The sequence below is a fragment of the Rhodanobacter sp. UC4443_H10 genome (genome assembly GCF_052978325.1).
Map to the genome: position 1 here is coordinate 3,033,680 of NZ_CM129668.1, position 24,005 is coordinate 3,057,684.

General features: G+C 68.0%; 14 protein-coding genes and 1 pseudogene. 8 read left to right on the forward strand and 7 right to left on the reverse strand.

Annotation, left to right across the window (positions count from 1 at the left end):
- Positions 1-2: 2 nt before the first annotated feature.
- Positions 3-947, reverse strand: coding sequence for a DegV family protein (locus ACVCMB_RS13730; protein WP_447107178.1), 945 nt, complete (start codon positions 945-947; stop codon positions 3-5).
- Positions 948-1,354: 407 nt separating this feature from the next.
- On the opposite strand from ACVCMB_RS13730, the gene ACVCMB_RS13735 reads away from it, so the two are divergent.
- Complete coding sequence (locus ACVCMB_RS13735; protein ID WP_447105409.1) at positions 1,355-4,294, forward strand: TonB-dependent receptor plug domain-containing protein; 2,940 nt, start codon at positions 1,355-1,357, stop codon at positions 4,292-4,294.
- Positions 4,295-4,372: 78 nt separating this feature from the next.
- Positions 4,373-6,190 (forward strand): sulfotransferase, encoded by a 1,818-nt coding sequence (locus tag ACVCMB_RS13740; protein ID WP_395121079.1) that lies wholly within the window; start codon positions 4,373-4,375, stop codon positions 6,188-6,190.
- A gap of 131 nt (positions 6,191-6,321) precedes the next feature.
- On the opposite strand, the gene ACVCMB_RS13745 is transcribed toward ACVCMB_RS13740, so the two are convergent.
- A complete protein-coding gene (locus ACVCMB_RS13745; protein ID WP_447105410.1) occupies positions 6,322-7,959 on the reverse strand; it encodes a tetratricopeptide repeat-containing sulfotransferase family protein in 1,638 nt (545 codons plus the stop codon).
- A 6-nt stretch (positions 7,960-7,965) separates the two neighbouring features.
- Positions 7,966-9,549: a tetratricopeptide repeat-containing sulfotransferase family protein gene (locus ACVCMB_RS13750; protein WP_447105411.1), complete on the reverse strand. Its 1,584-nt coding sequence runs from the start codon at positions 9,547-9,549 to the stop codon at positions 7,966-7,968.
- Between the two features lie 150 nt (positions 9,550-9,699).
- Here ACVCMB_RS13750 and ACVCMB_RS13755 point away from each other — a divergent pair, with 150 nt between their 5' ends.
- Positions 9,700-11,019 (forward strand): aspartyl/asparaginyl beta-hydroxylase domain-containing protein, encoded by a 1,320-nt coding sequence (locus ACVCMB_RS13755; protein WP_447105412.1) that lies wholly within the window; start codon positions 9,700-9,702, stop codon positions 11,017-11,019.
- Between the two features lie 60 nt (positions 11,020-11,079).
- Here ACVCMB_RS13755 and grxD read toward each other — a convergent pair.
- The 3 genes and pseudogenes from grxD to ACVCMB_RS13770 form a co-directional block, all read right to left on the reverse strand.
- A pseudogene (gene grxD, locus ACVCMB_RS13760) lies at positions 11,080-11,682 on the reverse strand (Grx4 family monothiol glutaredoxin); the annotation flags it as partial.
- Between the two features lie 60 nt (positions 11,683-11,742).
- Positions 11,743-12,366, reverse strand: coding sequence for an SGNH/GDSL hydrolase family protein (locus ACVCMB_RS13765; protein WP_447105413.1), 624 nt, complete (start codon positions 12,364-12,366; stop codon positions 11,743-11,745).
- Between the two features lie 9 nt (positions 12,367-12,375).
- A complete protein-coding gene (locus ACVCMB_RS13770) occupies positions 12,376-13,620 on the reverse strand; it encodes an aminotransferase class I/II-fold pyridoxal phosphate-dependent enzyme (protein ID WP_447105414.1) in 1,245 nt (414 codons plus the stop codon).
- 165 nt (positions 13,621-13,785) lie between these two features.
- Between ACVCMB_RS13770 and rsgA the strand changes: the two genes are divergently transcribed.
- From rsgA to aceE, 5 genes are all read left to right on the forward strand, one after another.
- Positions 13,786-14,841 (forward strand): ribosome small subunit-dependent GTPase A, encoded by a 1,056-nt coding sequence (rsgA, locus tag ACVCMB_RS13775; protein WP_447097456.1) that lies wholly within the window; start codon positions 13,786-13,788, stop codon positions 14,839-14,841.
- Positions 14,842-14,910: 69 nt separating this feature from the next.
- A complete protein-coding gene (locus ACVCMB_RS13780) occupies positions 14,911-16,182 on the forward strand; it encodes a flavohemoglobin expression-modulating QEGLA motif protein (protein ID WP_447097455.1) in 1,272 nt (423 codons plus the stop codon).
- Between the two features lie 103 nt (positions 16,183-16,285).
- Entirely contained in the window at positions 16,286-18,577 is a 2,292-nt protein-coding gene (locus tag ACVCMB_RS13785) for an NADP-dependent malic enzyme (protein WP_447105415.1), read from the forward strand.
- Positions 18,578-18,711: 134 nt separating this feature from the next.
- Positions 18,712-19,401, forward strand: a complete 690-nt coding sequence (locus tag ACVCMB_RS13790) for a class I SAM-dependent methyltransferase (RefSeq protein WP_447101099.1) — start codon at positions 18,712-18,714, stop codon at positions 19,399-19,401.
- Positions 19,402-19,566: 165 nt separating this feature from the next.
- Positions 19,567-22,293, forward strand: a complete 2,727-nt coding sequence (gene aceE, locus ACVCMB_RS13795; protein ID WP_447101098.1) for a pyruvate dehydrogenase (acetyl-transferring), homodimeric type — start codon at positions 19,567-19,569, stop codon at positions 22,291-22,293.
- A gap of 55 nt (positions 22,294-22,348) precedes the next feature.
- Here aceE and ACVCMB_RS13800 read toward each other — a convergent pair whose 3' ends face one another.
- Entirely contained in the window at positions 22,349-23,947 is a 1,599-nt protein-coding gene (locus ACVCMB_RS13800) for an MFS transporter (protein WP_447105416.1), read from the reverse strand.
- Positions 23,948-24,005 lie beyond the last annotated feature (58 nt).

A 24,005-nucleotide genomic window follows, 5' to 3' on the forward strand; every position in this document is an offset into this window, starting at 1 on the left:
CCTCAGAACTCCGGTTCGTGCTCCTCGGCCACCAGGCCCAGGGTGACCGCGCCTTCGCCGACATTCACCATGCCGGTGATGCTCATCGGGGCTTCCATCAGTTCGACGCCGCTTTCTTCACACGCCGCGCGCAGCTCGGCGTACCCGGGGAACTGGTCCAGCACGGCCAGGTCCCCGCCGTAGCTGACGCAGACCAACGGCACCAGCAGGCCGGCCCTGACCCGCTTGGCGGCGTAGCCGAACAGGGCTTCGGCGCCCTGCTCGAAGCCGCGCACCTTGCCCACCGGGCCGGTCTCGCCGCGGAAGCAGCGCAGGATCGGCTTGATGTCCAGTGCCGAACCCAGCATCGCGGTGAACAGGCTGACGCTGCGATCGTTCTTCTTCTTGGCACGCGCACGAATGTAATAAAGGTCGCGCGGCAGCATGTAGCCGTAGGTGTGGTTGGCGAGATCCAGCAACCGCTCGCGGATCGCCGCGGGTGCGGCGCCGGCGGCGATCATGCGGGTGGCCGCGTACACCACCGGCGCGGCGCCGGCGAAGATATTGCGGGTGTCGATCACGCGCATCATGAACGGTCCGGCAACCCCGGCCTGCTCGCGGACCTGGCGGTAGTTTTTCAGGATGGCGAAGCTCGCCTTGTTGACGTTGTCGTTGATCGGGCTGCGCGTGGCGGTGATGGTCAGGCAGAACACGCAGTCCTGTTCCAGCACCAGCTTGCCCAGGAACAACTGCTGCACGTCCTCCACCGGGCAGGGCTCGGTCTCTGCCGAATGGCTGCGGCTGCCCAGCCGGCGAGCGATGAATCGCTGCAATTCGCCGGGCTTGCGATCGTCCATGAACGTTTCGCCGTCGATCTTCACCGTGATCGGCATGACGGCGATGTTGTTCCGTTCCAGGAAGGGCTGCGACAGGTCGCAGGCCGCGTCGATTGCCAAGCCCATTCGCATCATGTCGCCCCCGCCATGAGTGACCATCAGAACATAGCACGTAGCCTGCCACACCAAGGCCGTCAGCGGAGCACGTGCGACCTTTTTGCGGTACGGCTGGCCGGGCGGTGGCGCGTCCTGCCCCTGCTTCTCGCGGCGGCCCGATGCTGTATTGCAGCATCGGGCCGCCGCGCCGCTTTTCACGGCCGAAATGCCGAAGCGGCCGCGCCAGACGGTTCAACAAAGGCTGAATGACGACGCTTCGCCAAGTGTATGATGTCGGTTCACATAGCGTTATTTGCCTGTTAGTATCGGCGCGGATCGGGAGCTCATGGGTCCGAAATCCATCGGTCTGAGAACAGGTCGGGTTGTACTTCTGGGCTGAGCGGTGCAGGCCCATGACAAAAATCAATTCGGAGGGTGTCGTAATGAAACTTGGGGTCAAGAAACTTTCTTCGGCAGTTCGCCTGGCGCTTTCGCTGGGTGCTGTCATTGCGGTCGGTGCTTCCGGCACGGCCTTCGCCCAGGACACGGGCAACCAGGATGCGGCCAACCAGCCCAGCACCCAGAAGGCACAGACGCTGCAGACGGTGGTGGTCACCGGTTCCAACATTCGCCGTGTCGACCTGGAAACCTCCAACCCGGTGGTTGTCATGGACGCGCAGGAGATCAAGGCCACTGGCGCGCTGACCGTGGGCGACCTGGTGCAGGAACTGCCCTCCGTCACCGGCGGCGTGGTCAACCCGCAGGTCAACAACGCCGGCGGCACCGGCGGCTCCTCGATCGGCCTGCGCGGCCTGGGTTCGCAGCGCACCTTGATCCTGGTTGATGGTCGCCGCGTGGTGAACACCGATCCGAACACGATCCCGGTCGACATGATCGAGCGCGTTGAAGTGCTGACCAGCGGCGCGTCCGCCGTCTACGGCTCCGACGCGATCGCGGGCGTGGTCAACTTCGTGCTCAAGAAGGACTACCAGGGCGCGCAGTTCTCGGCGACCTACGGCGAGTCCGATCGCAACGACGGCAAGTCCACCGGCTACTCCTTCACGTTCGGTCAGACCGGCGACAAGGGCAGCATCATGGGTGGCATCGACTACAACAAGACCGATGGCGTGGAGGCTTCGAACCGCGACTTCTCGAAGAACTCGGTCTCGATCACCGGCAGCCCGAACAGCGCGATCTACTCGTACATCGGCGGTTCCAGCTTCCCGGCCTACGGCAACATCCAGTTGCCGGCCGCGCTGCAGGCCCAGTACGGCTGCAAGAACGTGGCGCTGAATCCGGGTGCCAGCGGTCAGAACGTCAACACCGACTACCACTGCTTCGGCAACAGCGACAAGTACAACTACGCCACGGTCAACCTGATCCAGACCCCGCAGGAGCGCACCAGCGGCTTCATCAAGGGCACCTACAACCTGACGGATCATGTCGAGGCCTACCTGACCGCGTACCACAACAAGACGACCTCCGGCTTCCAGCTGGCCCCGTCGCTGTTCGGCGTCATCTACGGCGGTTACATCTCCAAGGACAGCTACTACAACCCGTTCGGCGTGGACTTCAACCCGGATGGCAATGACTTCCGCCTGCGCCTGGTGTCCGCCGGCAACCGTTCGGCCAACTTCGGTCTGACCACCGACCAGGTGGCGACGGGTCTGAAGGGCGACTTCGACATCTTCGACAAGAACTGGACCTGGGATGCCGGCTACAACTACGGCCATCTTTCCACGAACACCATCACCCGCGGCCTGCCCAACGTCGACCTGATGAACAAGGATCTCGGTCCGTCGTTCATGGACACCGACGGCGTCGTGAAGTGCGGCACCCCGGGCAACATCATTGCCGGCTGCACCCCGTTCAACCCGTTCAACCAGTTCGATCCGAACTCGGTCGCCGTGCTGCAGAAGATCGCCTCGCCGGCCATCAACAACCAGATCGACATCCAGAAGACCTACTCCGCCAACCTCACCGGCGGTCTGTTCGACCTGCCGGCCGGCACGGTGCAGCTCGCCCTGGGTGCGGAGTACCGCAAGGAGTACACCCACAGCACGATCGATCCGGTGCTGCTGCTCGACCCGGAAACCGGCAACTGCACCCTGGGCAGCCAGTGCAGCTCGCCCATCCAGGGTGGCTATAGCGTGAAGGAAGGCCACGCCGAGTTGTTCATCCCGGTCCTCAGCAATCTGCCGGGCATCCAGGCGCTGAACGTCACCATCGGTGACCGCTACTCCAAGTACAGCACCTTCGGCAGCACCAACAACTTCAAGTTTGCGCTGGAATACAAGCCGATCCAGGACCTGCTGCTGCGTGGCACGGTGGCCGACGTCTTCCGCGCACCGACCACGTCCGACGTGTTCGGCGCGCCGATCAGCGACGCACCGAAGCTCAGCAACGACCCCTGCGACGGCACCACCACCGCCGGCAACCCGGCCTGCGTGGGCGTGCCGACCGACGGCACCTTCGTCGACCGCGACGTGGCCCTGGGCCAGCAGAGCAAGGGCATCGCTGCCGGCTCGCAGTACTTCAACTTCCCGCTCGGTCCGGAGCAGGGTCGCTCGTTCGACTTCGGCGCGGTCTACTCGCCGAGCTGGGCTCCGGGCCTGTCGATGAGCGCGGACTACTGGCGCCTGTACCTGACCGACACGATCACCTCGATCGGTGCCCAGACGGTGCTTGACCAGTGCTATGCCGGCAACACCAAGTTCTGCCCGCTGATCACGCGCAAGCCGCTCAGCTCCAACGACCCGGGCCAGATCATCCAGATCGGCGAGCCGACCGGTAACCTGGGCCGTACCGACGCCAGCGGCGTGGACTTCTCGGTGCGCTACAAGCTGCCGCAGTTCAGCTTCGGCAACTTCGTGGTGGGCGTGGACGGCACCTACCTGACCCGTTACGACCAGCAGACGGCGCCGGGTTCGGACGCCAACGTCACCTATCATGACGCCGGTTACTTCGGCTTCTACGGTTCGCCGGAATCGGCTTCCTGCCCGAGCGGTGGCGGCGTCTGCCTGTTCCCGCGCTGGCGCGGCAAGGGCTTCGTGAACTGGAACCTGGGCAACTGGGATGCGTCCTGGCGCATGCGTTACATCGGTGGGTTCCAGATGGGCCGCGCAGTCCCGGGCTACGCCGCTTCGCCGATCCCGAGCTATCCCAACTACGTGATGAAGTTCGGTTCGACGATCTACAGCGACGTGTCGATCGGCTACAACATCGAGCCGCTCAACACCCGCGTGTCGTTCGGCGTGAACAACGTCGCCGACAAGCAGCCGCCGTTCCTGTATGCGAACAACACGCTCAACGCCAACACCGACCCCAGCGACTTCGACCTGCAGGGTCGCTACTTCTGGGGCCGCGTGGAAGTGAAGTTCTGATCGTTCGCGTCGGCTTCGGCTGACAACGTTGCAACGAGCCGCGCAGGGTTCCTGCGCGGCTCTTTTTTTGGTGCCATCGTGACCAACCAAGACATCATCGCTGCTCTGCAAACCGGCCGTCCGGACGTCGCCGAAGCGTTGTGCCGCCAGGCGCTGGCGCAAGGCGGAGACGACCCTGACACCTTGTTCCTGCTGGCTCTCGCGCTGTCGCATCAGAACAGGCGGGCCGACGCCCTGCCGGTCTACGCCCGGCTGGTGGAGCTGTGCCCCGGGGACGCGGTCCACTGGGGCAACTACGCCACCGTGCTGCGCCAGGACGGACAGCTGGCCGAGGCGGCGCGTGCCGTCGACATGGCGCTGCGGCTGGCGCCGGACAATGCGGAGCAATGGATCAACCGCGGTCTGCTGCAGTTCCACGACCGGGACTTCCTGGCGGCGCGGGACTCCCTGCTCAAGGCCACGGTGCTGGCGCCGGACTCGGTCGCGGCACGCATCCATGCCGCGCGCGCCTGCGCGGTCTGCCGCGATTACCGGGCCGACCAGCTCACCGAGCACTGGCGCGAGTGGATGCCCCTGGATGACGAGCTGCAGGCCCAACTGGCGGATCTCAAACTGGTCATGGGCGATGCCAACGCGTCGCGGGTGCTGCTGGAAGACCTTTGCGCCCGCTCCACGCCCTCACTGGGCGCGCGGTTGCTGCTGGCGGCGGTCTACGAGCGGGTCAACCAGCTCGACCGCTCGCGCGCCGTGATGCAGGAGATCAGCGCTCAGGCCGGGAAGCTCGACGACGCCCAGCGACGCGACCTTGCCCATCTGTCCGCCGCACTGGAGGCGCGCAGCGGCAATCATGCCGGCGCGCGCGAGCTGCTGGAGCAGACCGGTCCGCGCCACGACTACGATTTCGCGCACTATTTCGCGCTCGCCGAGGCTTGCGACAAGCTCGGTGACGTCGAGGCCACCCTGGCTGCGCTGGCCGAGGCGCATGCCCTTCAGGTAGAGGAGCTGAAGCAGGCGGTGCCGGCGCGATTCGAACCCGGCGCACCGCTTCTGCCGGCTGCCGTCGCCCGCGTGACGCGGGAGGATTACCAGCGCTGGCCACACCTGTCCGCCCCGGAGTCGAAGGACTCGCCCGTATTCATCGTCGGCTTCCCGCGCTCCGGCACCACCCTGCTCGAGCAGATGCTGGATGCCCATCCGACCTTGCAGTCGATGGACGAGCGGCCGTTCTTCAACCTGCTCGCCGACCAACTCGCGGACCATGGCCTGCACATGCCCGCCGATATCGCCCGGCTCGACCAGCATGCCTGCGACGAACTGCGCAAGGGCTACGTCTCCATGGTGTGCTCGAAGATCGCCCGGCGCTGGGACAGTCGCCTGGTCGACAAGAACCCGTTGAACATGCTGTGGCTGCCGATGATCCACCGCCTGTTCCCGCAAGCACGGTTCATCCTGGCCCTGCGCCATCCCTGCGACGTGCTGATCAGCAACTACATGCAGAACTATCGTGCCAGCGTGCTGGCGGCGGCCGGTGCCTCACTTGAGCGCCTGGCACAGGCCTACGTCGAGGCGATGCAGTCGTGGCTCCACCACGTCGAGGTTTTCCAGCCTTCGGTGCTGGTCTCGCGCTACGAGGACCTGGTGACCGATCCGGCGGCGCAGACGCAACGCATCGGTGATTTCCTTGGCCTGGACGATGCCTCGCCGCTGCTCGATTTCGACAGGCACGCGCGGCAGAAGGGCTACATCGCCACGCCCAGCTATACGCAGGTGATCCAGCCGGTCAACCGCAAGGGTCTGGGCCGCTGGCTGCGCTACGGCGAGGCGCTGGCGCCGGCCCAGGCGATCCTGCGGCCCATGCTCGACCACTGGGGCTACACGACGGAAGGCGGTCACTGAGCCGCATCCGCGGTCCGCGAAAAGAAGCACGCCCGTGGCTTTCGATCGCAGGTCCGGCGCGTGCACGCTCCTGCCCGCCCGAATCAGGCGCGCTGGCCTCGCGGCGGATGCCGTGCCGTTTCGGTGCAGGCTCAGTCCTCGGCGATCTGCATGAGCTCGGGCAGGAACGGCGCGTAACAGCGCCACCGATCGACCGAGTGCGTGTGGACCGGCTGGCGCGCCTGCCACAGGCTGGCGGTGCTGATCGCGTGATCGTCGTCGGTGCGTGCGACCCGGGATAGCGGCAAGCCGAGCCATTGCGTCAGCCCGTCCAGGCATGTCGTCGGGTCCGCCGTCAGCTCCTCGTAGCGGATCGTTCGCACGGCGTGCGGGTAGCGTGCCTGCCAGCCGGCCATCAATTGACGCGCGCCGCGGATGTAGGCCGCGATGTCGGCGAAGTCGCAGGAGAAATCCAGGCTGCGGTCGTGGAACGACTGCATCCACAGCGACAGCGCGATGTCGCGCGCGCGACGCTGGCACTGGATGATCCTCGCGTTCGGGAACAAGGACAGGATCAGGTCGACATGCAGGAAGTTGCGCGGCTGCTTGTCGATGAACCAGCGCGCCGCGGGCGCATCGTCCTGGCGCAGCTGTGCGGCGTATGTCGCTGCGGCGTCAGCCAGTCGTTGCCGATAATCCCCGCCCTCCGTGCCGTCGATCCGTTCGGCCAGCGCGGGCAGCCACGGCGATTCGCCGCGATGGCAGACCAGCGCATGCTCCGCCAGCTGTCGCGCCACCAGGGTGGTACCCGAACGCGGTACTCCGACGATGAACACGGGCGTCCAGCCCGGCTCGGGCTCAAGGGTGACCGCGGGCAGCCGACGCTTGCGCCGAACCTCGATGCTCCGCGCCCATCGCTTGCGCGACCAGTGCGCCTTGGCCGCGGCGCGGGAATTGGCGTCGCGCAGGAAGTGCGCTGCCTGGGCGTACTCGCCGATGTCGTCATGGGCCTTGCCCAGCGCAAACAGCAGCGACGTGCGGGCGTCGTCGTTCAACGGCGCGGCCAGGTAGCGGCGAAACAGGGCAAAGTCAGGATGACCGGCATCGGCATAGCGTTGCAGCCCCGCCAGCCCCTGCGGCACGTGCCAGTCGGGAGCCTGCGGGCTGTTGGCCGCCACGAAGGCATAGCGCTCGCGCGCCACGTCGAAGCGGCCCAGTTGCGCCTGCAGCATGCCGGCGTAGGCATGCAGCCGCGGATCGGCATTACCGGCCGCGATCTCCACCTCGGCAAGGTCCGCCGCATCGTGCTTGCGCCCGCAGTCGTCCAGCAACTCGATGGCCTGGATGCGCTGTTCGAGGTCGCCCCCGGACGCAGGGAACGCACCGCGCATCACGTCGGCGACCGCGCGCATGCGGCCCTGGCCCTTCAGCAGCCGCGCCAGCGCGAAACTGCTGGCCAACTGCGCCGAGGGTTCCGCCAGCAGCGCCCGCAGCAGCTCTTCGGCGGCGCGGGCGTCGCCACGCTGGAGCAGCAGGCCCGCCTGCGCCTGACGCAATGCAGTGGAGCGGGGATGGGCCTGCAGTGCATGCTGCAGCATGTTCCACGTGCAGCGGTCGCGTTCCAGCATCAGGCGCTGGATCAGCGCCAGCCACTCGGCGTCGGTGGCGTCAGTCCAGGCCTGGAGCAGCAGCTTGCCGTCGTCCGGCGTCGACGCGGCCCGCCGCAGATGTTCGGTCAAGGCCTGTTCGCGCCGGGCGGCGACTGAACCGGGCTTGTCGGTCGCGCTCATCCCGGCTCAGTGGACCGCGGACTTCCACGGCGCCAACCCGAGCGCCCGGCGCAGCGGATCGAGCAGCTCGGCGTAAGCCGCGGTGTGCGCGGTGTCGCGCCGCAGCGGCTGACGCACCTGGCTGGCGCTGGGCGAGCGCACCTCGCGGCTGCTTTCGTGGAAGCGTTCGCAAGCCTCCTCGTAGGGCAGGTCGCAGAAATCCAGCAGCGCGCGGATATGCTGCGGCGGATCGGCCTGCAGATCCTCGTGGCGGAACTCCAGCACGTGCTGCGGATGCAGCCGCTGCCAATGCGTGAGGCTGCGATCGAAATCGCCCCAGAAGCTGGCCAGATCGTCGAAGTCGCGGGTGTACTCGTTGTTCTCCAGGCGTTGCCGGTAGCACGAGAAGCAGGTCTCGAGCGGATCGCGCCGACAGCCGATGATGCGTGCCTGCGGCAGCATGGCGCGGATCGCGCCGGCATAGATCCAGTTGCTGGGGAGCTTGTCGGTGAACATCGGACGATGGCGCCGCCAGTGTGCGGTCCGCTCGAGGTAACGCTGGCCCAGTCGCTGCCAGTCGGCCGGCTGCATGGCTTTCACCCACTGCGGGAAAGGTTGTCCGCGCCGACGCGATTCCTCGGCCAGCACCTGCGGGAGGTCGGACAGCTCGCCGGCGCCCTCCACCCGGGAATGCGAGGCGAGGATCTGCTCGACCAGGGTGGAGCCGGAGCGCGGCAGGCCGACGATGAAGATCACCTCCCTTCCCAGCTCGCCGGGCGCGCCTTCGGGCGGCGGGTCGAACGCCTGGTTGAGCGCCGTCACGCTGGCGGAGAACGCGCCGCGATCCCAGTGCCGGCGGCGTCGCGCCAGGTTGTTGGCCTGCTCGATGGCCCGCAGGGCGGCTGCCGGGTGACCATGATCGTGCAGCGCGGCGGCCAGCGCGAAGCCGGTCGCGATCAGGTCGTCGTCGCTGTTGCGCCGGTCCTGCAGCGTCGCCTGCATGCTGGCGATGTCTTCCTCGCTGAACTGGCCGCTGCGCAGGTCGGCCAGGCCCCACCATGCCATGCCCGCGCCGGGGTTCTCGGCCAGCACGCGCCGATACTCGGCCGCGGCCTCGCCAGCACGACCCTGCATGCGCAGGATGTCGGCAAGCAGCGCACGTGCCTGCATGTGGCGCGGTTCCAGCTCTACGGCGCGTTGCAGCGCCGCGGTGGCCTCGTCGTTGCGCACCGAGCGCGTCAGCATCACGCCCAGGTTGTACCAGGCCATGCCCAGCGTCGGCTGCAGCTCGCAGCTGCGCCGCAGCGATTCGATTGCCGCGTCGTAATCGCCCGCCTGGCCTTGCAGGCTGCCCAGCGTGTTGTGGTAGACCGGGTCGTCGGGCCGCATGGCCATGGCGTCGCGCATGACGGCGATGGCGTCGCGGTGCTGACCGCGCATGCCGAGGATGCCGGCGTGCATGCGCAGGATTTCCGGATGGTGCGCCTCGTTGCGCTCGATGCCCGCCAATTGCCGCATCGCCTCTTCCACGCGTCCCGCGTCGAGCGACTCGCCCGCCGCGACGACGCGGCGGGCGGTGGTCGGGGTAAGTCCATCCAGCCGCGTTGCCATGCTTTCTCCACGATCCGGTTGGGGTGAGCCGTGGCCGAAGGCGCGTCCAGCGCAGTCCGGCTGCCACCATCGAGCGGCAATGAACGCGTATTATGCCCGTTTGGCTCCCGCCCCGTGCTGGCGCACGGCAGCACTCCAAGGCACTGTTCCATGGACATGACCCACCCGCTGACTCCCGAAGCCTGCCGCCGCGCCGCCCACGAGCGGTTGCAACGGCGTGACCCGGAAACGGCCGAGCAGTTCTTCCGTCACCTGCTGGAACTGCTGCCGCACGATGTCGAGGCGCTCAGTTTCCTGGCCAGCCGCCATTACGCGCGCGGCGAGCTGGTTCCGGCGAGGGATCTGTCATTGCACGCTGTCGCGCGGGAACCGGAGCGGGTCGACCTGTTGCAGCTGCTGGGGGCAGTGCAACTGGCCAATGGCGATTTCGGCGACGCCGCCGGCACGCTGCAGCGCAGCCTGCAACTGGCGCCGCAGGCATTTGTCGCGAGGCTGCAGCTGGGCGTGGCCCAGGAACAGCTCGGGCGCGCGCACGATGCGCTGGTGACCTGGTACACCGCCATCCGCACGGCGCAGAACCAGGGCCGCTGGACGAACGACCAGACCACCGCACCGGCCGTGCGCGAGCTGGTGAAGTACGCCATCAACTACGTGAACCGCGAACGTCGCCGCCTGTTCAGCGAGGTGCTGGAGCCGCTGCGCGATCGTTACGGCGCGTCGGAGCTGACCCGCGTCGAGCAAAGCCTTTCGATCTATCTTGGCGAGCAGCCGGCGAACATCCCCGACGCCCGCCAGCAGCCGAAATTCCTCTACTTCGCCGGCGTGCCGAGCCAGCCCTACTACGAGCGCTCGCGTTTCCCGTGGCTGGAAGCGCTCGAGCAGGCAACCGGCGATATTCGGGGCGAACTGGAAGAGCAACTGGGCGCAGCGCGCGATCTCGAACCCTTCCTGGGCACGTCCGCCGGCCCGGCGACCGGCGAGATGCTGAAGTCGTGGGGCAAGGACGATGCGGCGTGGGACGCGTACTTCTTCTACCGCCACGGCAAGCGCTACGACGACCATTGCGCGGCTTGCCCGATCACCGCCGGCATCCTCGACCGGTTGCCACTGGTGCGCATCCGCGACCACGCGCCGGAGACGCTGTTCTCGGTGCTGCGGCCTGGCACGCACATCCTGCCGCATCGCGGGGTCACCAACACCCGGCTGGTCACCCATCTGCCGCTGATCGTGCCGGACCATTGCGCCATCAACGTCGGTGGCCAGGAGCATGTCTGGCAGCCCGGCAAGTGCGTGACGTTCGACGACACCTTCCTCCACGAGGCTTGGAACCGCAGCGGCGAAACCCGCGTGGTGCTGATCCTGGACAGTTGGAACCCCGACCTGAGCGAGGCCGAGCGGGCCGCGGTGACCGACCTGGTCGAGGCGATCAGCGATTTCAACGACGCCACCGCCCCGCCTGCGCAAGCCTGATGGGGTCCGGCCGCCCGGGCCGGCGCAGAGCCGGCCGGGTGGGCGAAGGCGTGCTTACTTCGCGCCGGGGAAGGTCAGGCTGAGTCCCTCGCCCTGCACGGTGGAAACCCAGTCGATCACGATGCCGCGCGCGCGCTGGGCGCTGGCGGGGTCGAAATGCACTTCCAGTCCGTTGGACTGCGTCACCACGTCATGTTCGCCGGCCGGTGCCAGCTGAAAGCCGGCGCCGTGATCCGGGCCGATTTCCAGGTGCAGGACCATGCCTTGCGCATTGGCCGTGCCCTGGCGGATCGCCTCGGCGGCGGCATCGGTGATGGTGATTTCCGGCGGGGTGCGATCCGGTGCCGGCATGCCGAACACCGCATGCAGCTCGCCGCTGCGGTACATCTGGCTGATGATGTCGGCGCCGCCGATCAGCTCGCCCTCGACGTACAACTGCGGAATCGTCGGCCAGTCGCCGTAAAGCTTGATGCCCTCGCGGATGCCCGGGTCGTCCAGCACGTTGACCGTGTGGTAGTCCGGCAGCAGTTCGTTGAGCGTGTTGGTGGCGGAGGCGGAGAAACCGCACATCGGCTGGTGGCGGTCGCCTTTCATGAACAGCACCACGCGGTGCTCCTTGAGCAGGCTCTCGATGCGTTCGCGGGTGGTGCTGTCCAGTGACATGAGGGACTCCAAGCAAAGGGTAATGATACGCCGGGGAGATGACGCCGCGCAGCGAGGCTTTCAAGCTTGCCGCATCAGCGCCGCGCGGGCGGCCGGCGCGATCGCTTCCACCCACAGCGCGTATTGTTCCGCCGACGGATGCAGGCCGTCCGCGGCGACCAGCCCGGGGTGTCGGCGCGAGATCGGGGTGATGTCGACGAAGCGGGCGCCATGGCTCGTGGCCAGCTCGCGTGCGCGCGCGTTGAAATCGTCCAGTTCGCGGGCGATCCGCGCGGGATCGCGGCCTTGGTCGCGGGCGAAGGGGGTGACGCCCCAGTCCGGGATGGACACCACCAGCACCCGCCCGGCGCGCCCGTCGGCCAGCGCGATGGCGCGTTCGAGCAGGACGGCGAACTGCTCCGCGTACTCCTCGATGCTGCGGCCGCGATATTGGTTGTTGACGCCGATCTGCAGGGTGACCAGATCGTAGGGCGGCGCCAGCGCGGCCTGGTCCATGCCTCGTGCCAGCTCGTCGGTGGTCCAGCCGGTGACGGCCACGAGGCATGGCTCGTCGACCGCCACGCCGCCGCGGCGCAGCTGCTGCGCCAGCACCGCGGGCCAGCACGCGTTCGCGGCCACGGCTTCGCCGACGGTGTAGGAATCGCCGAGCGCGAGGTGACGCAGCGGCGAGCGGGATGCGGGCATCGACAAGCCTCAGGCCGCGACGACGGCGTTGTCCGCCTGTTCGCGCGCCATCCGCTGCAGCACCTGCTCGATCCGCACGAACACCTCGCGCAGCTGCGCGGGCGGCGGCAGCAGGGTCAGCCGGAAGTGGCGACTGCGCGACACGTTGAAGCTGCTGCCGGGCACCACCAGCACCGACTCCTCTTCGAGCAGGCGCAGGGCGAAGGATTCGTCGTCGAACTGCGGGATGCGTTCGGCGCGCACCGCGGGAAACGCATACAACGCGCCGGCCGGCGCCACCAGGTCGAGGTGTTCGCTGGCGGCGACTCCCTGCAGCACCGCCGCGCGCGCCTCGTGCAGGCGCCCGCCCGGCGCGGTCAGGGCGCCGATCGTCGGCGCGTCCTGCAAGGCGGGCGGCACCGCCCACTGCGCGGTCACGTTGGCGCACAGACGCAATGCGGCCAGCAGTTGCAGCGCGTCGCGATACACCGACGTTCCCGCGGGCGCGCCGGACAGGCTCATCCAGCCGACCCGATAGCCGCAGGCGCGATGCACCTTGCTGAGCCCGCCGAAGCTCAGGCAGGGCAATTCACCGGCGACTTCCGCCAGTGGCTGGAAGTGCGCGCCGTCGTAGAGGATCTCGTCGTAGATTTCATCGGCGAGCAGCAACAGGCCGTGCCGCGCTGCGACTTCGGCCAGCCGCTGCAGCAGCTCGCGCGGATAGACCGCGCCGGTCGGGTTGTTGGGGTTGATGAGTACCAGCGCGCGGGTGCGCGGGGTGACCAGCGCCTCCACCTCGTCCGGGTCGGGCAGGTGGCCGCGGCTGGCCGGGCAGCGGTAGTACTGCGGCCGTCCGCCGTTGAGGATGGTGGCCGCGCTCCACAGCGGGTAGTCCGGGCTCGGCAGCAGCACCTCGTCGCCGGGCTGCAGCAGAGCCCGCAAAGCCAGGTCGATCAGTTCGCTGACCCCATTGCCGATGAAGATGCGCTCGGGCTGCACGTGCCGCGCTCCGCGGCTGCGTTGCTGCGCGGCGATCGCCTCGCGCGCCGCTTCCAGTCCCTGCTCGTGGCCGTAGGCGTCGCTCTCGTGCAGGTGGCTGGCGATCGCCTCGCGCAGGTGCGCCGGCGCCTCGAAGCCGTAGCGGCCGGGGTTGCCGATATTCAGCTTGATGATGTCGCGTCCGGCGGATTCCAGCTCGCGGGCACGGCGGGTCAGCGCACCGCGGATCTCGTAGCGCACGTCTGCCAGGTGCGCACTGGGGATGATCGGAGCCAACGCCTGGGTTCCTTTGCGGGTGGGAAACGGCGCGAACGCCGGCGACGTGGATGCTAGCAGCGTGATGCAGTGCAGCGCGAGCCGATCGGCGGGCGCGACGCTGGCCATCGTCGGGCCGTGGCCGGGCAGGGCATAATCGCCCCACCATGCCAGGCAAGCCTCGCCATGAGTGATGTCGAAACGATCGAGCGGCTGCGGCATATCGGCTGGCGCGGCGACCGCCTGCCGGCCGGCGGCCTGCGCCTGGCGCGGGTGGTGGCGCAGCATCGCGCCGGTTATGAACTGCACGATGGCCACGCACTGTTCGGCGCGCAGCCGGACGGCCGCTTCCTCAAGCGCGGCATCGACCCCGCCGAGCGACCGGTGGTGGGCGATTTCGTGGAGGTGGCCGACGGCACGCCGCCGCACATCGTCAGCGTGGGAGCGCGCCGCAGCATGTTGTCGCGCGCCGCCGCGGGCGAGCGCTACGAGCGCCAGCTGATCGCCACCAATGTCGACTACGTGCTGGTGCTGACCGGGCTGGACGGCGACTTCAACCCCGCCCGCATCGAGCGCTACCTGTCGCTGACCGAAGGCTCCGGCGCGCAGCCGGTGGTGCTGCTGAGCAAGCTGGACAAGCACGAGGATGCGGCGGCGAAGGTCGCCGCGCTGCGCGCGCGCCTGCCGCAGGACACGCCGATCCATGCGCTCAACTGCAAGGACCCCGCCAGCGCGCAGGAGCTGGCGCGCTACCTGCAGCCGGGTGACAGCGCGGTGCTGGTGGGCTCCTCCGGCGCCGGCAAATCGACGTTGACGAATACCTTGTTCGGCACCGCGACCATGGCCACCGCCGCCGTGCGCAGCCACGACAGCCGCGGTCGCCACACCACCACCCACCGCGCGCTGCTGCAGTTGCCCTCGGGCGGTTGCCTGATCGACACCCCCGGCATGCGCGAGCTGAAACTGACCGGCGAGGAGCAGCTCGACCTGTTCGCCGACATCGAGGCGCTCGCCGAGCAGTGCCGCTTCGCCGATTGCGGCCACGGCAGCGAGCCCGGTTGCGCGGTGCAGGTGGCGCTGGACACCGGCGAGCTGAGCGCCGAGCGCTGGCGCAGTTATCTCAAGCTGCACGACGAGCGCGAGGAACAAGCCGCCACCCTCGAAGCGCGATTGCGCCGTCAGCGCGGCGGCCGCCCGCTGGAGCCGCCGCGCGGCCACCGCGTCAAGCGCGAGCGGGAGTAGTTCGATGGCGCGCGGGGGCGGCCCGGGAAGAATTCGCGCCGACGGTGCGCGGCGTGCCGGGGTCTCGCGATGAACGCGGCCATTGCACCGGAGCTGCAACGCTACGCGGCGCTGGACCAGCGCTTGCTGGCGGCGGTGCGCGGCATCCACATATTGCCCACGGTGGCGTGGCCCGCGTCGCTGGAAAACCGCATGATCGAGGCCTACGGCCAGGGCCGCTTCAGCCTGCCGGCGGTGTCCTACCAGGTGCCCGGACTGGCGGCGGCGCGCACCGAACTGGCGGCGATCGAGACGGCGGCGGTGGAGGTCGGCGCGGGCGATCCGCTGGGCGAGTACCTGCGCCGCACCGCCGAGTCCTGGCAGGTCGCCGCGCAGATGCTCGAAGCGGTGGGTACGGCCGGCGTGACCGCGCCGTCGATCGCGCTGTACGGCAAGCCGGACGACCGCATCCCCGGCAGCCAGCGCAGCAACCTGGATGCCGCGCGCTATTTCGTCGAGCTGTCCGACGAACTGGGCGCCGACCTGCTCGCCGACGACGGCGGCGACATCGACGCGGAGGTGCTGCGCGCGGCGCTGGCCGAGACGCTGGATGTCTTCTTCGGCGACGGCACGATCCGCGTCGAGGTCGATCCCGAGCTCACCGCCAAGGCCGCCGCCGGCGCCACCCGCATCCGCCTGCGCGGCGGCGCCAGCTTCAGCCAGTACGACCACCACCAGTTGCTGGCGCACGAGGCCTTCGTGCATTCGCTGACCGCGCTGAACGGCCGGCGCCAGCCGTTGCTGGCGTCGCTGGGGCGCACCTCGCCGCGGGTCACCGCCACCCAGGAAGGGCTGGCGGTATTCGCCGAGCTGATGTCGGGGGCGATCGACATCGCCCGGCTGAAACGCATCAGCCTGCGCATCGTGGCGATCGACATGGCACTGGGCGGCGCCGATTTCGTCGAGGTCTATCGCTACTTCCATGCGCGCGGGCAGAGCGTGGCCGACAGCTTCCACTCGGCGCAGCGGGTGTTCCGTGGCGTGCCGCCGGGCGGCGGCGCGGTGTTCGCCAAGGACAACGTCTACCTGTCCGGCCTGCTCACCGTGCACACGTTCTTCCGCTGGGCCCTGCGCCAGCGCCGGCTGGATCTGCTGCGCTATCTGTTCGCCGGCAAGCTGGCGCTGCACGACGTGATCAGCCTGCAGCCGCATTTCGCCTCCGGCGCGATCGTGCCGCCGCGCTGGCTGCCGCCATGGATGCAGCACGTGCACGGGCTGGCCGGAAAGCTGGCGTTCTCGGTGTTCATCAACGGCATCCACATGGATCGGGTGCGCGAGGACGACCTGCTGCCGGGCGCGTGAGGGCGCCGGGCGTGGGCCAGCGACGCAGGCCCAGGTGCTAACATTCTCGCCAGCCATCCGCGCTCGCGCGATGGCGCCCACTCACTGGAAAAAAGCCCCTCCCATGGCCCTCCCCGAAGAACTGCGCCTCGCCGCGCTGGAGTATCACCGTCATCCGCGGCCGGGCAAGATCAAGATCACCCCGACCACCGCCCTGCTGACCCAGCGCGACCTGTCGCTGGCGTATTCGCCGGGCGTGGCGGCGGCGTGCGACGCGATCGTCGAGGACCCCGCGACGGCGGCGGAGTACACCGTACGCTCCAACCTGGTGGCGGTGATCACCAACGGCACCGCGGTGCTTGGTCTGGGCGACATCGGGCCGCTGGCGGCCAAGCCGGTGATGGAAGGCAAGGGCATCCTGTTCCAGAAGTTCGCCGGCATCGACGTGTTCGACATCGAGATCGACGAGAACGACCCGGACAAGCTGGTCGAGATCATCGCCAGCCTGGAGCCCACCTTCGGCGGCATCAACCTGGAGGACATCAAGGCGCCGGAGTGCTTCATCGTCGAGCGCAAACTGCGCGAGCGGATGAAGATCCCGGTGTTCCACGACGACCAGCACGGCACCGCGATCATCGTCGGCGCCGCCCTGGTCAATGCGCTGGAGGTGGTCGGCAAGAACATCGCGGACATCAAGCTCGCCACCACCGGCGCCGGTGCAGCCGGCATCGCCTGCCTCGACATGCTGGTGGCGCTGGGCGTGCGGCCGGAGAACATCCTCGCGTTCGACCGCGAGGGCGTGATCCACACCGGCCGCAGCAACCTCGACCCGGACAAGGCGCGCTACGCGCGCGACACGCCCAAGCGCAGCCTGGCCGAGATCGTGGCGGGGGCGGACGTGTTCCTGGGCCTGTCCGCCGGCGGCATCCTCAAGCCGGAGATGGTCGCCACGATGGCCGAGCGCCCGGTGATTCTGGCGCTGGCCAACCCGAACCCCGAGATCACCCCGGAAGACGCCAAGGCGGTGCGGCCGGACTGCATCATCGCCACCGGCCGTTCGGATTATCCGAACCAGGTCAACAACGCGCTGTGCTTCCCCTACATCTTCCGCGGTGCGCTGGACGTGGGCGCCACCGTGATCAACGAGGCGATGAAGACCGCCTGCGTGCGCGCGATCGCCGCGCTGGCACGCATGGAGGCCTCCGACCTGGGCAGTGCCTACGGCGGCGAGATCCCCTGTTTCGGCCCGGAATACCTGATCCCGCGCCCGTTCGACCGGCGCCTGCTGGTGATGCTGGCGCCCGCGGTGGCGCAGGCGGCGATGGATTCGGGCGTGGCCACCCGGCCGATCGTGGACATGGACGCCTACAAGGAGAAACTCGGCCAGTTCATCTACCGCACCGGCCTGCTGATGAAGCCGGTGTACGAGCGCGCCCGCGCCGATCCCAAGCGGGTGGTGTACGCCGAGGGCGAGGAGGAGATCGTGCTGCGCGCGGTGCAGACGGTGATCGACGAGCGCATCGCGCGGCCGATCCTGATCGGCCGCCCGGACGTGATCGACACGCGCATCCAGCGGCTGGGCCTGCGCATGCGCGCCGGCGTGGATTTCGAGCTGACCAACATCCACGACGACCCGCGCTTCAACGACTACTGGCAGCAATACCACGCCATGACCGAACGGCGCGGGGTCAGCCCGGCGGCGGCGAAGAACCTGCTGCGATCGCGGCCGACCCTGATCGCCGCGATGATGGTCGAACGCGGCGAGGCGGACGCCATGATCTGCGGCATCGTGGGTCGCTACCACAAGAAACTCGGCTACCTGCGCAGCGTGTTCGGGCTCGACCCGGGCGTGTCGTGCACCTCGGCGATGAGCGGCGTGATCAACGACAAGGGCGCGTGGTTCTTCCTCGACACCCACGTGCAGGTCGATCCCACCGCCGAGCAGATCGCCGAGGCGACGCTGCAGGCCTGCTACCGGCTGAAGAACTTCGGCATCGAGCCCAAGGTGGCGCTGCTCTCGCACTCCAACTACGGCAGCCACGACAACCCCAGCGCGGCGAAGATGCGCAAGGCCTGGCAGATCCTCAAGGCGCGCGCGCCCAAGCTGGACATGGACGGCGAGATGCAGGCCGACACCGCCTGGGACGAGGCGCTGCGCCTGCGCATGTTCCCGCACACCACGCTCAGCGGCCGCGCCAACCTCTACGTGATGCCGAACCTGGACGCGGCCAACATCGCCTACAACATCGTACGGGTGATGACCGACGGCGTCTCGATCGGGCCGATCCTGATGGGCGTCAACCGCTCCGCGCACATCCTCACGCCAGCCTCCACCGTGCGCCGCATCGTCAACATGACCGCGGTGGCCGCGGTCGATGCACAGATCCGCGCCGCGCAGGGCAGCCGGCGCGGTTGATGGGCTGATCGTGTGGCGGTGATGTGCCGACTCTTCGCGCCGGGGCGGCGGCAGCCGCGCCGTCCCACTCATGTGGCCATGATGCAATGACACCTGTTCGCACGTTCATGTGGCAGGTTTCCACAGGAAACACGATGGCAAAATTTCACTTCGTTGAAGACTACGAACGTCTGGTCAGGCGATTGCGTTGGAAATATTCGCTGGACGAGGCGATGAGCCGTGCCGTAGGAGGTGGGGGTTACGAGCAAATCGGCCAGATCGAGGCGGACATTGTCGCCCATGCCGGTCTGCGCGATGGTCAATCTCTGGTGGACCTGGGCTGCGGCAGTGGTCGCCTTGCCGCGGCGCTTGGGCGAAAAATGTCCATCGAGTATTGCGGCATCGACGTCGTCAAAGCGTTGCTGAGATATGCAAAGAAGAAATCGCCGAAGAATTACCGTTTCATCCTGAACCGTTCACTTGCGGTACCTCTGCCGGACGCATCTTGCGACATGGCAACGGCATTCAGCGTGTTTACTCATCTGTTGCATCACGAAAGTTACATCTACCTGGAGGAACTGCACCGCGTGGTTCGCCCGGATGGAGTGGTGATATTTTCGTTCCTGGAGTTTTCCGAGCCGGATCACTGGGCGCAGTTCAAGGCCACGGTCGATGTGCAACGCTCGGCAACGCTGCCGCACCTCAACCAGTTTCTGGAACGTTCGCAGATCGAGTTGTGGGCGGACAAACTCGGTTATCACGGCCTGAGGTTTGTCGGCAGCACCGAGGCACCTTGGAGAACCTCTTCGGCGCTGGGTCAGAGCATAGCGATCCTGCAGAGATAGCCGGATGTTCGGCTTTCGTGGCTTGTGCCGGCGCTCATACGCTGACGCATGGACCATTATTTGGCTGGCACCCGCCCAGACCGCTAAACTAAGCCGTTGTCGCGCCGCGGCCCCGGCGGCGCGAACCTTTTGCAGGCACACCCCACGGTGCCGTGGAGAACCCCGATGGACCAGCTCGACGAAATCCTGGACCAGGATCTTGACCCCACCGAAACCCGCGAGTGGATCGATTCGCTCGATGCGGTGATCCAGCACGACGGTACCGAGCGCGCGCATTACCTGCTGGAGAAGATGGTCGACACCACCCGTCGCTCGGGTGGCTACCTGCCGTTCAACCCGACCACCGAATACGTCAACACGATCCCGCCCGGGATGGAGGCCAAGAGCCCCGGCGATGCGGCGATGGAGTGGCGCATCCGCTGCCTGATCCGCTGGAACGCGATGGCGATGGTGGTGCGCGCCAACCGCCGGCCCGGTTCGCTGGGCGGCCACATCGCCAGCTTCGCCTCCTCGGCCACGCTGTACGACGTGGGCTTCAACCATTTCTGGCGCGCCCCCAGCGCCGACCACCCCGGCGACCTGATCGGCTACCAGGGCCACATCAGCCCCGGCATCTATGCGCGCTCCTTCCTCGAAGGCCGCATCAGCGAGGAGCGGCTCGACCTGTTCCGCGCCGACGTGGTCGGCGGCGAGCAGTCGCTCACCTCCTATCCACACCCGTGGCTGATGCCGGACTACTGGCAGGTGCCCACCGTGTCGATGGGGCTGGGTCCGATCCAGGCGATCTACCAGGCGCAGTTCTTCCGCTACCTGGAGAACCGCGGCCTGATACCCAAGACCGACCGCAAGATATGGTGCTTCCTCGGCGACGGCGAAGTGGACGAGCCGGAATCGCTGGGCGCGATCTCGCTGGCCGGCCGCGAAGGCCTGGACAACCTGATCTTCGTGATCAACTGCAACCTGCAGCGGCTGGACGGCCCGGTGCGCGGCAACGGCAAGATCATCCAGGAGCTGGAGGGCGTGTTCCGCGGCGCCGGCTGGAACGCCATCAAGGTGATCTGGGGCAGCTACTGGGATGCGCTGCTGGCGCGTGACAAGGACGGCACGCTGCGCAAGCTGATGATGGAAACCGTGGACGGCGAATACCAGGCCTGCAAGGCCTTCGGCGGCGCCTACACGCGCGAGCATTTCTTCGGCAAGTACCCGCAGACCCGCGAGATGGTGGCCAACTTCAGCGATGACGACGTCTGGCGCCTGAATCGCGGCGGCCACGATCCGCACAAGGTCTACGCCGCCTACCACGCGGCGGTGAACACCAAGGGCATGCCCACGGTGATCCTGGCCAAGACGGTGAAGGGTTACGGCATGGGCATCGGCTCGGGCGAGGCGGAGAACCCCACCCATCAGCAGAAGAAGATGACCGGCGATGCCGTGCGCACGTTCCGCGATCGTTTCCAGATTCCGGTGCCCGACGACAAGCTGGACAGCGTGCCGTACTACCACCCCGGCCCGAACTCGCCGGAGGTGGAATACATGCTGGAACGCCGTCGCGCGCTGGGCGGCTTCCTGCCGCAGCGCCGCCGCCGCACCGACGTGCCGTGCAAGGCGCCGGAGTTGTCCGCGTTCGAGCAGATCACCAAGGGCAGCGGCGAGCGCGAGATCTCCAACACCATGGCGCTGGTGCGCGGCATGAACCTGTTGCTGCGCGACAAGCAGCTTGGCCCGCGCGTGGTGCCGATCGTGGCCGACGAGGCGCGCACCTTCGGCATGGAGGGCATGTTCCGGCAGATCGGCATCTACGCGCCGTTCGGCCAGAAGTATCGTCCGCAGGATGCCGACCAGCTGCTGTACTACCGCGAGGCGCAGGACGGCCAGGTGCTGCAGGAAGGCATCTCCGAGGCTGGCGGCGTGTCGGCGTGGATCGCGGCGGGCACCAGCTATTCGCTGTCCAACCAGCCGATGCTGCCGTTCTTCATCTACTACTCGTTCTTCGGCTTCCGGCGCATCGGCGACCTGATCTGGGCCGCTGGCGACCAGCGCGCGCGCGGCTTCCTGGTCGGCGCCACCGCCGGCGCCAGTTTCCCCGGCGAAGGCCTGCAGCATTCGGACTGTGCCTCGCACCTGATGGCCGGCACCTTCCCCAACTGCCGCGCCTACGACCCGACCTGGTCGTACGAGGTGGCGGTGTTGCTGCACCACGGCGTCAAGGAGATGTACGAAGAGCAGCAGGACGTCTTCTATTACATCACCACCACCAACGAGAACTATGTCCACCCGGACATGCCCGAGGGCTGCTACGACGGCATCGTCAAGGGCATGTATCTGTTCCGGGACTCGGGATTGGGGAATCGGGATTCAGGCAAGGGCAAGAGCAAGGGCAAGAACGGCGCGCCGTGCGTGCAGCTGATGGCGGCGGGCGGTTCGCTGATCGAGGCGATTGCGGCGGCCGAGCTGCTGGATGCCGACTTCGGCGTGAAGGCCGACATCTGGTCCTGCCCCAGCTTCAGCGAACTGTCGCGCGACGGCTTCGACTGCGAGCGCTGGAACCGCCTGCATCCGGAAGCGAAGCAGCGCGTGCCGCACGTCACCGCCAACCTGGCCGGGCGCGACGGCCCGGTGATCGCCGCCAGCGAATACGTGCGCGGCGTGGTCGACCAGGTGCGCGCTTTCGTGCCCGAGGGTCGCTCGTTCACCGCCCTGGGCGCCGACGGCTATGGTCGCTCCGATACCCGCGAGCACCTGCGCGAGTTCTTCGAGATCAGCCGCTACTGGATCGCCCACGCCGCGCTGGCCGCGCTGGCAAAGGAAGGCAAGGTCAACGCCAAGGACGTCAGCCGCGCGATCAAGGAGTACAAGCTCGATCCGGACAAGCCCAATCCGCTGACCGTGTGATCGCCCGCGATACGGGCCGGGGAAGCCGCCTTTCGGGGCGGCTTTTTCTTGCGCGCTATTTCGCCAGCGCCTGCTGGATCGCTTCCAGTGCGTGGCCGCGGGTCTCGATGCCGCGCCGGGCGAGCATCGCCGCGGCGACCGCCATCGGCAGCGCGATCAGCAGCGCCGACAGCGCGAAATGCTCGAACAACCCGGCCACGCCGACCACCGCGCCGAGGATGCCGCCGAACTTCGAGCCGCCGGCGATCAGCCCGGCACCGCTGCTGCGCAGGTGCGCGGGATAGATCTCCGCCGCGTACGGGATCAGCGTGGCGATCACCCCGCTGATACTCAGCAGCAACAGCACCGTGGCGGTGGTGGTCAGCGCCGGCGAGCGCAACTGCATGGCCCCAATCATGCAGAACAGCAGCAGCGCCGCGGCGGTCAGCGCGATGAACAGCACCAGCGTGCGGATGCTGCTCCAGCGCTGGTAGCCCCACACCACCAGGCCGATGCCGGGCAGGGCGAGGATCGCCGAGCGCGCCAGCAGCGCCGCGCTGGCCTGGGCGTCGACGCCCAGCGTGACCAGGTTCGCCGGCAGCCACAGCAGGAAGCCGAAGTTGGCCAGGCCCCAGGCGACGGCGCAGGTCAGCAGGCCCCAGGTGATCGCCGCGTGGCGGCCACGCAGCAACTGGCGCATGCCGACGCGCGCCGCGATCGTCGGCGCGACGACCACGTCGGCACTCAAGGCGTCGGTCGATGCCGCCTGGCCCGAGAAGCGGCGCAGCACCGCGCGCGCCTGGTCCTCCAGGCCACTCAGCGCGAGAAAGCGCGGCGACTCGGGAATGTAGCGGTTGAGCAGCACGATCAGCGCACCGGTGGGCAGGTTCAGCAGCCACAGCGAGCGCCAGCTGTAGGTCGGCTCGAACAGCGTCGCCGCGCCGGAAGCGAGCAGGTAGCCGGCCGAGGTGCCGACGCCGCCGAGCGCCACCAGCAACCAGCCGCGATGGCGGGTGGGGATGGTCTCGGCCATCAGGGTGAAGGTGATCGGCAACATGCCGCCGGCGGCGGCGCCCATCATGAAGCACATCACCAGGTTGCCGCCGAACGCCGGCATCGCGCCGCAGATGGCCGTGCCCATGAACATCAGCGCCGACAGCAGGATCGCCGCGCGGCGGCCGAACAGATCGCCCAGCCGGCCCCACACCACCGAGCCGACCACGGTGCCGGTCAGCGCCGACAAGGCCAGGAAGCCCGCGGTGGAACCGCTGATGCCGTACTCGGCCGCCATGCCCGGCATCGCGAAGCCGATCGTGGCCGGCTTCATCACGTCCACCGCCAGCGCGACGGTGAGCACACCGACCAGCTTCCAGTGCTCGCGGTTGAGCGGCACGTTGTCGGCGACGTGGAACGACACCGCGCCGCGATCCGGATGGGCGGTGCGGCGCATCTGCTCCATCCGCGGCATCAGCCCGTAGGCCGCCAGCAGCACGCCCAGCGGCACCAGCGCCATGCCGGCGAGCATCAGGCCGTCCATCGGCATGCCGGCGAGCCGGTAGTGCATCGGCGCGGCCATCGCCAGCATCGGCAGATGCGCCAGCACGCCGGCGATCACCGCGGCACAGCCAAGCCAGAATGCGACCGGGTGATGGAAAGTGAGATCGGTGCGAGCCATGCGACGACCGCCGGAAGGGCAAGTCGCAGCTTAGCAGCGACTCGGCGGCATGCCGCCA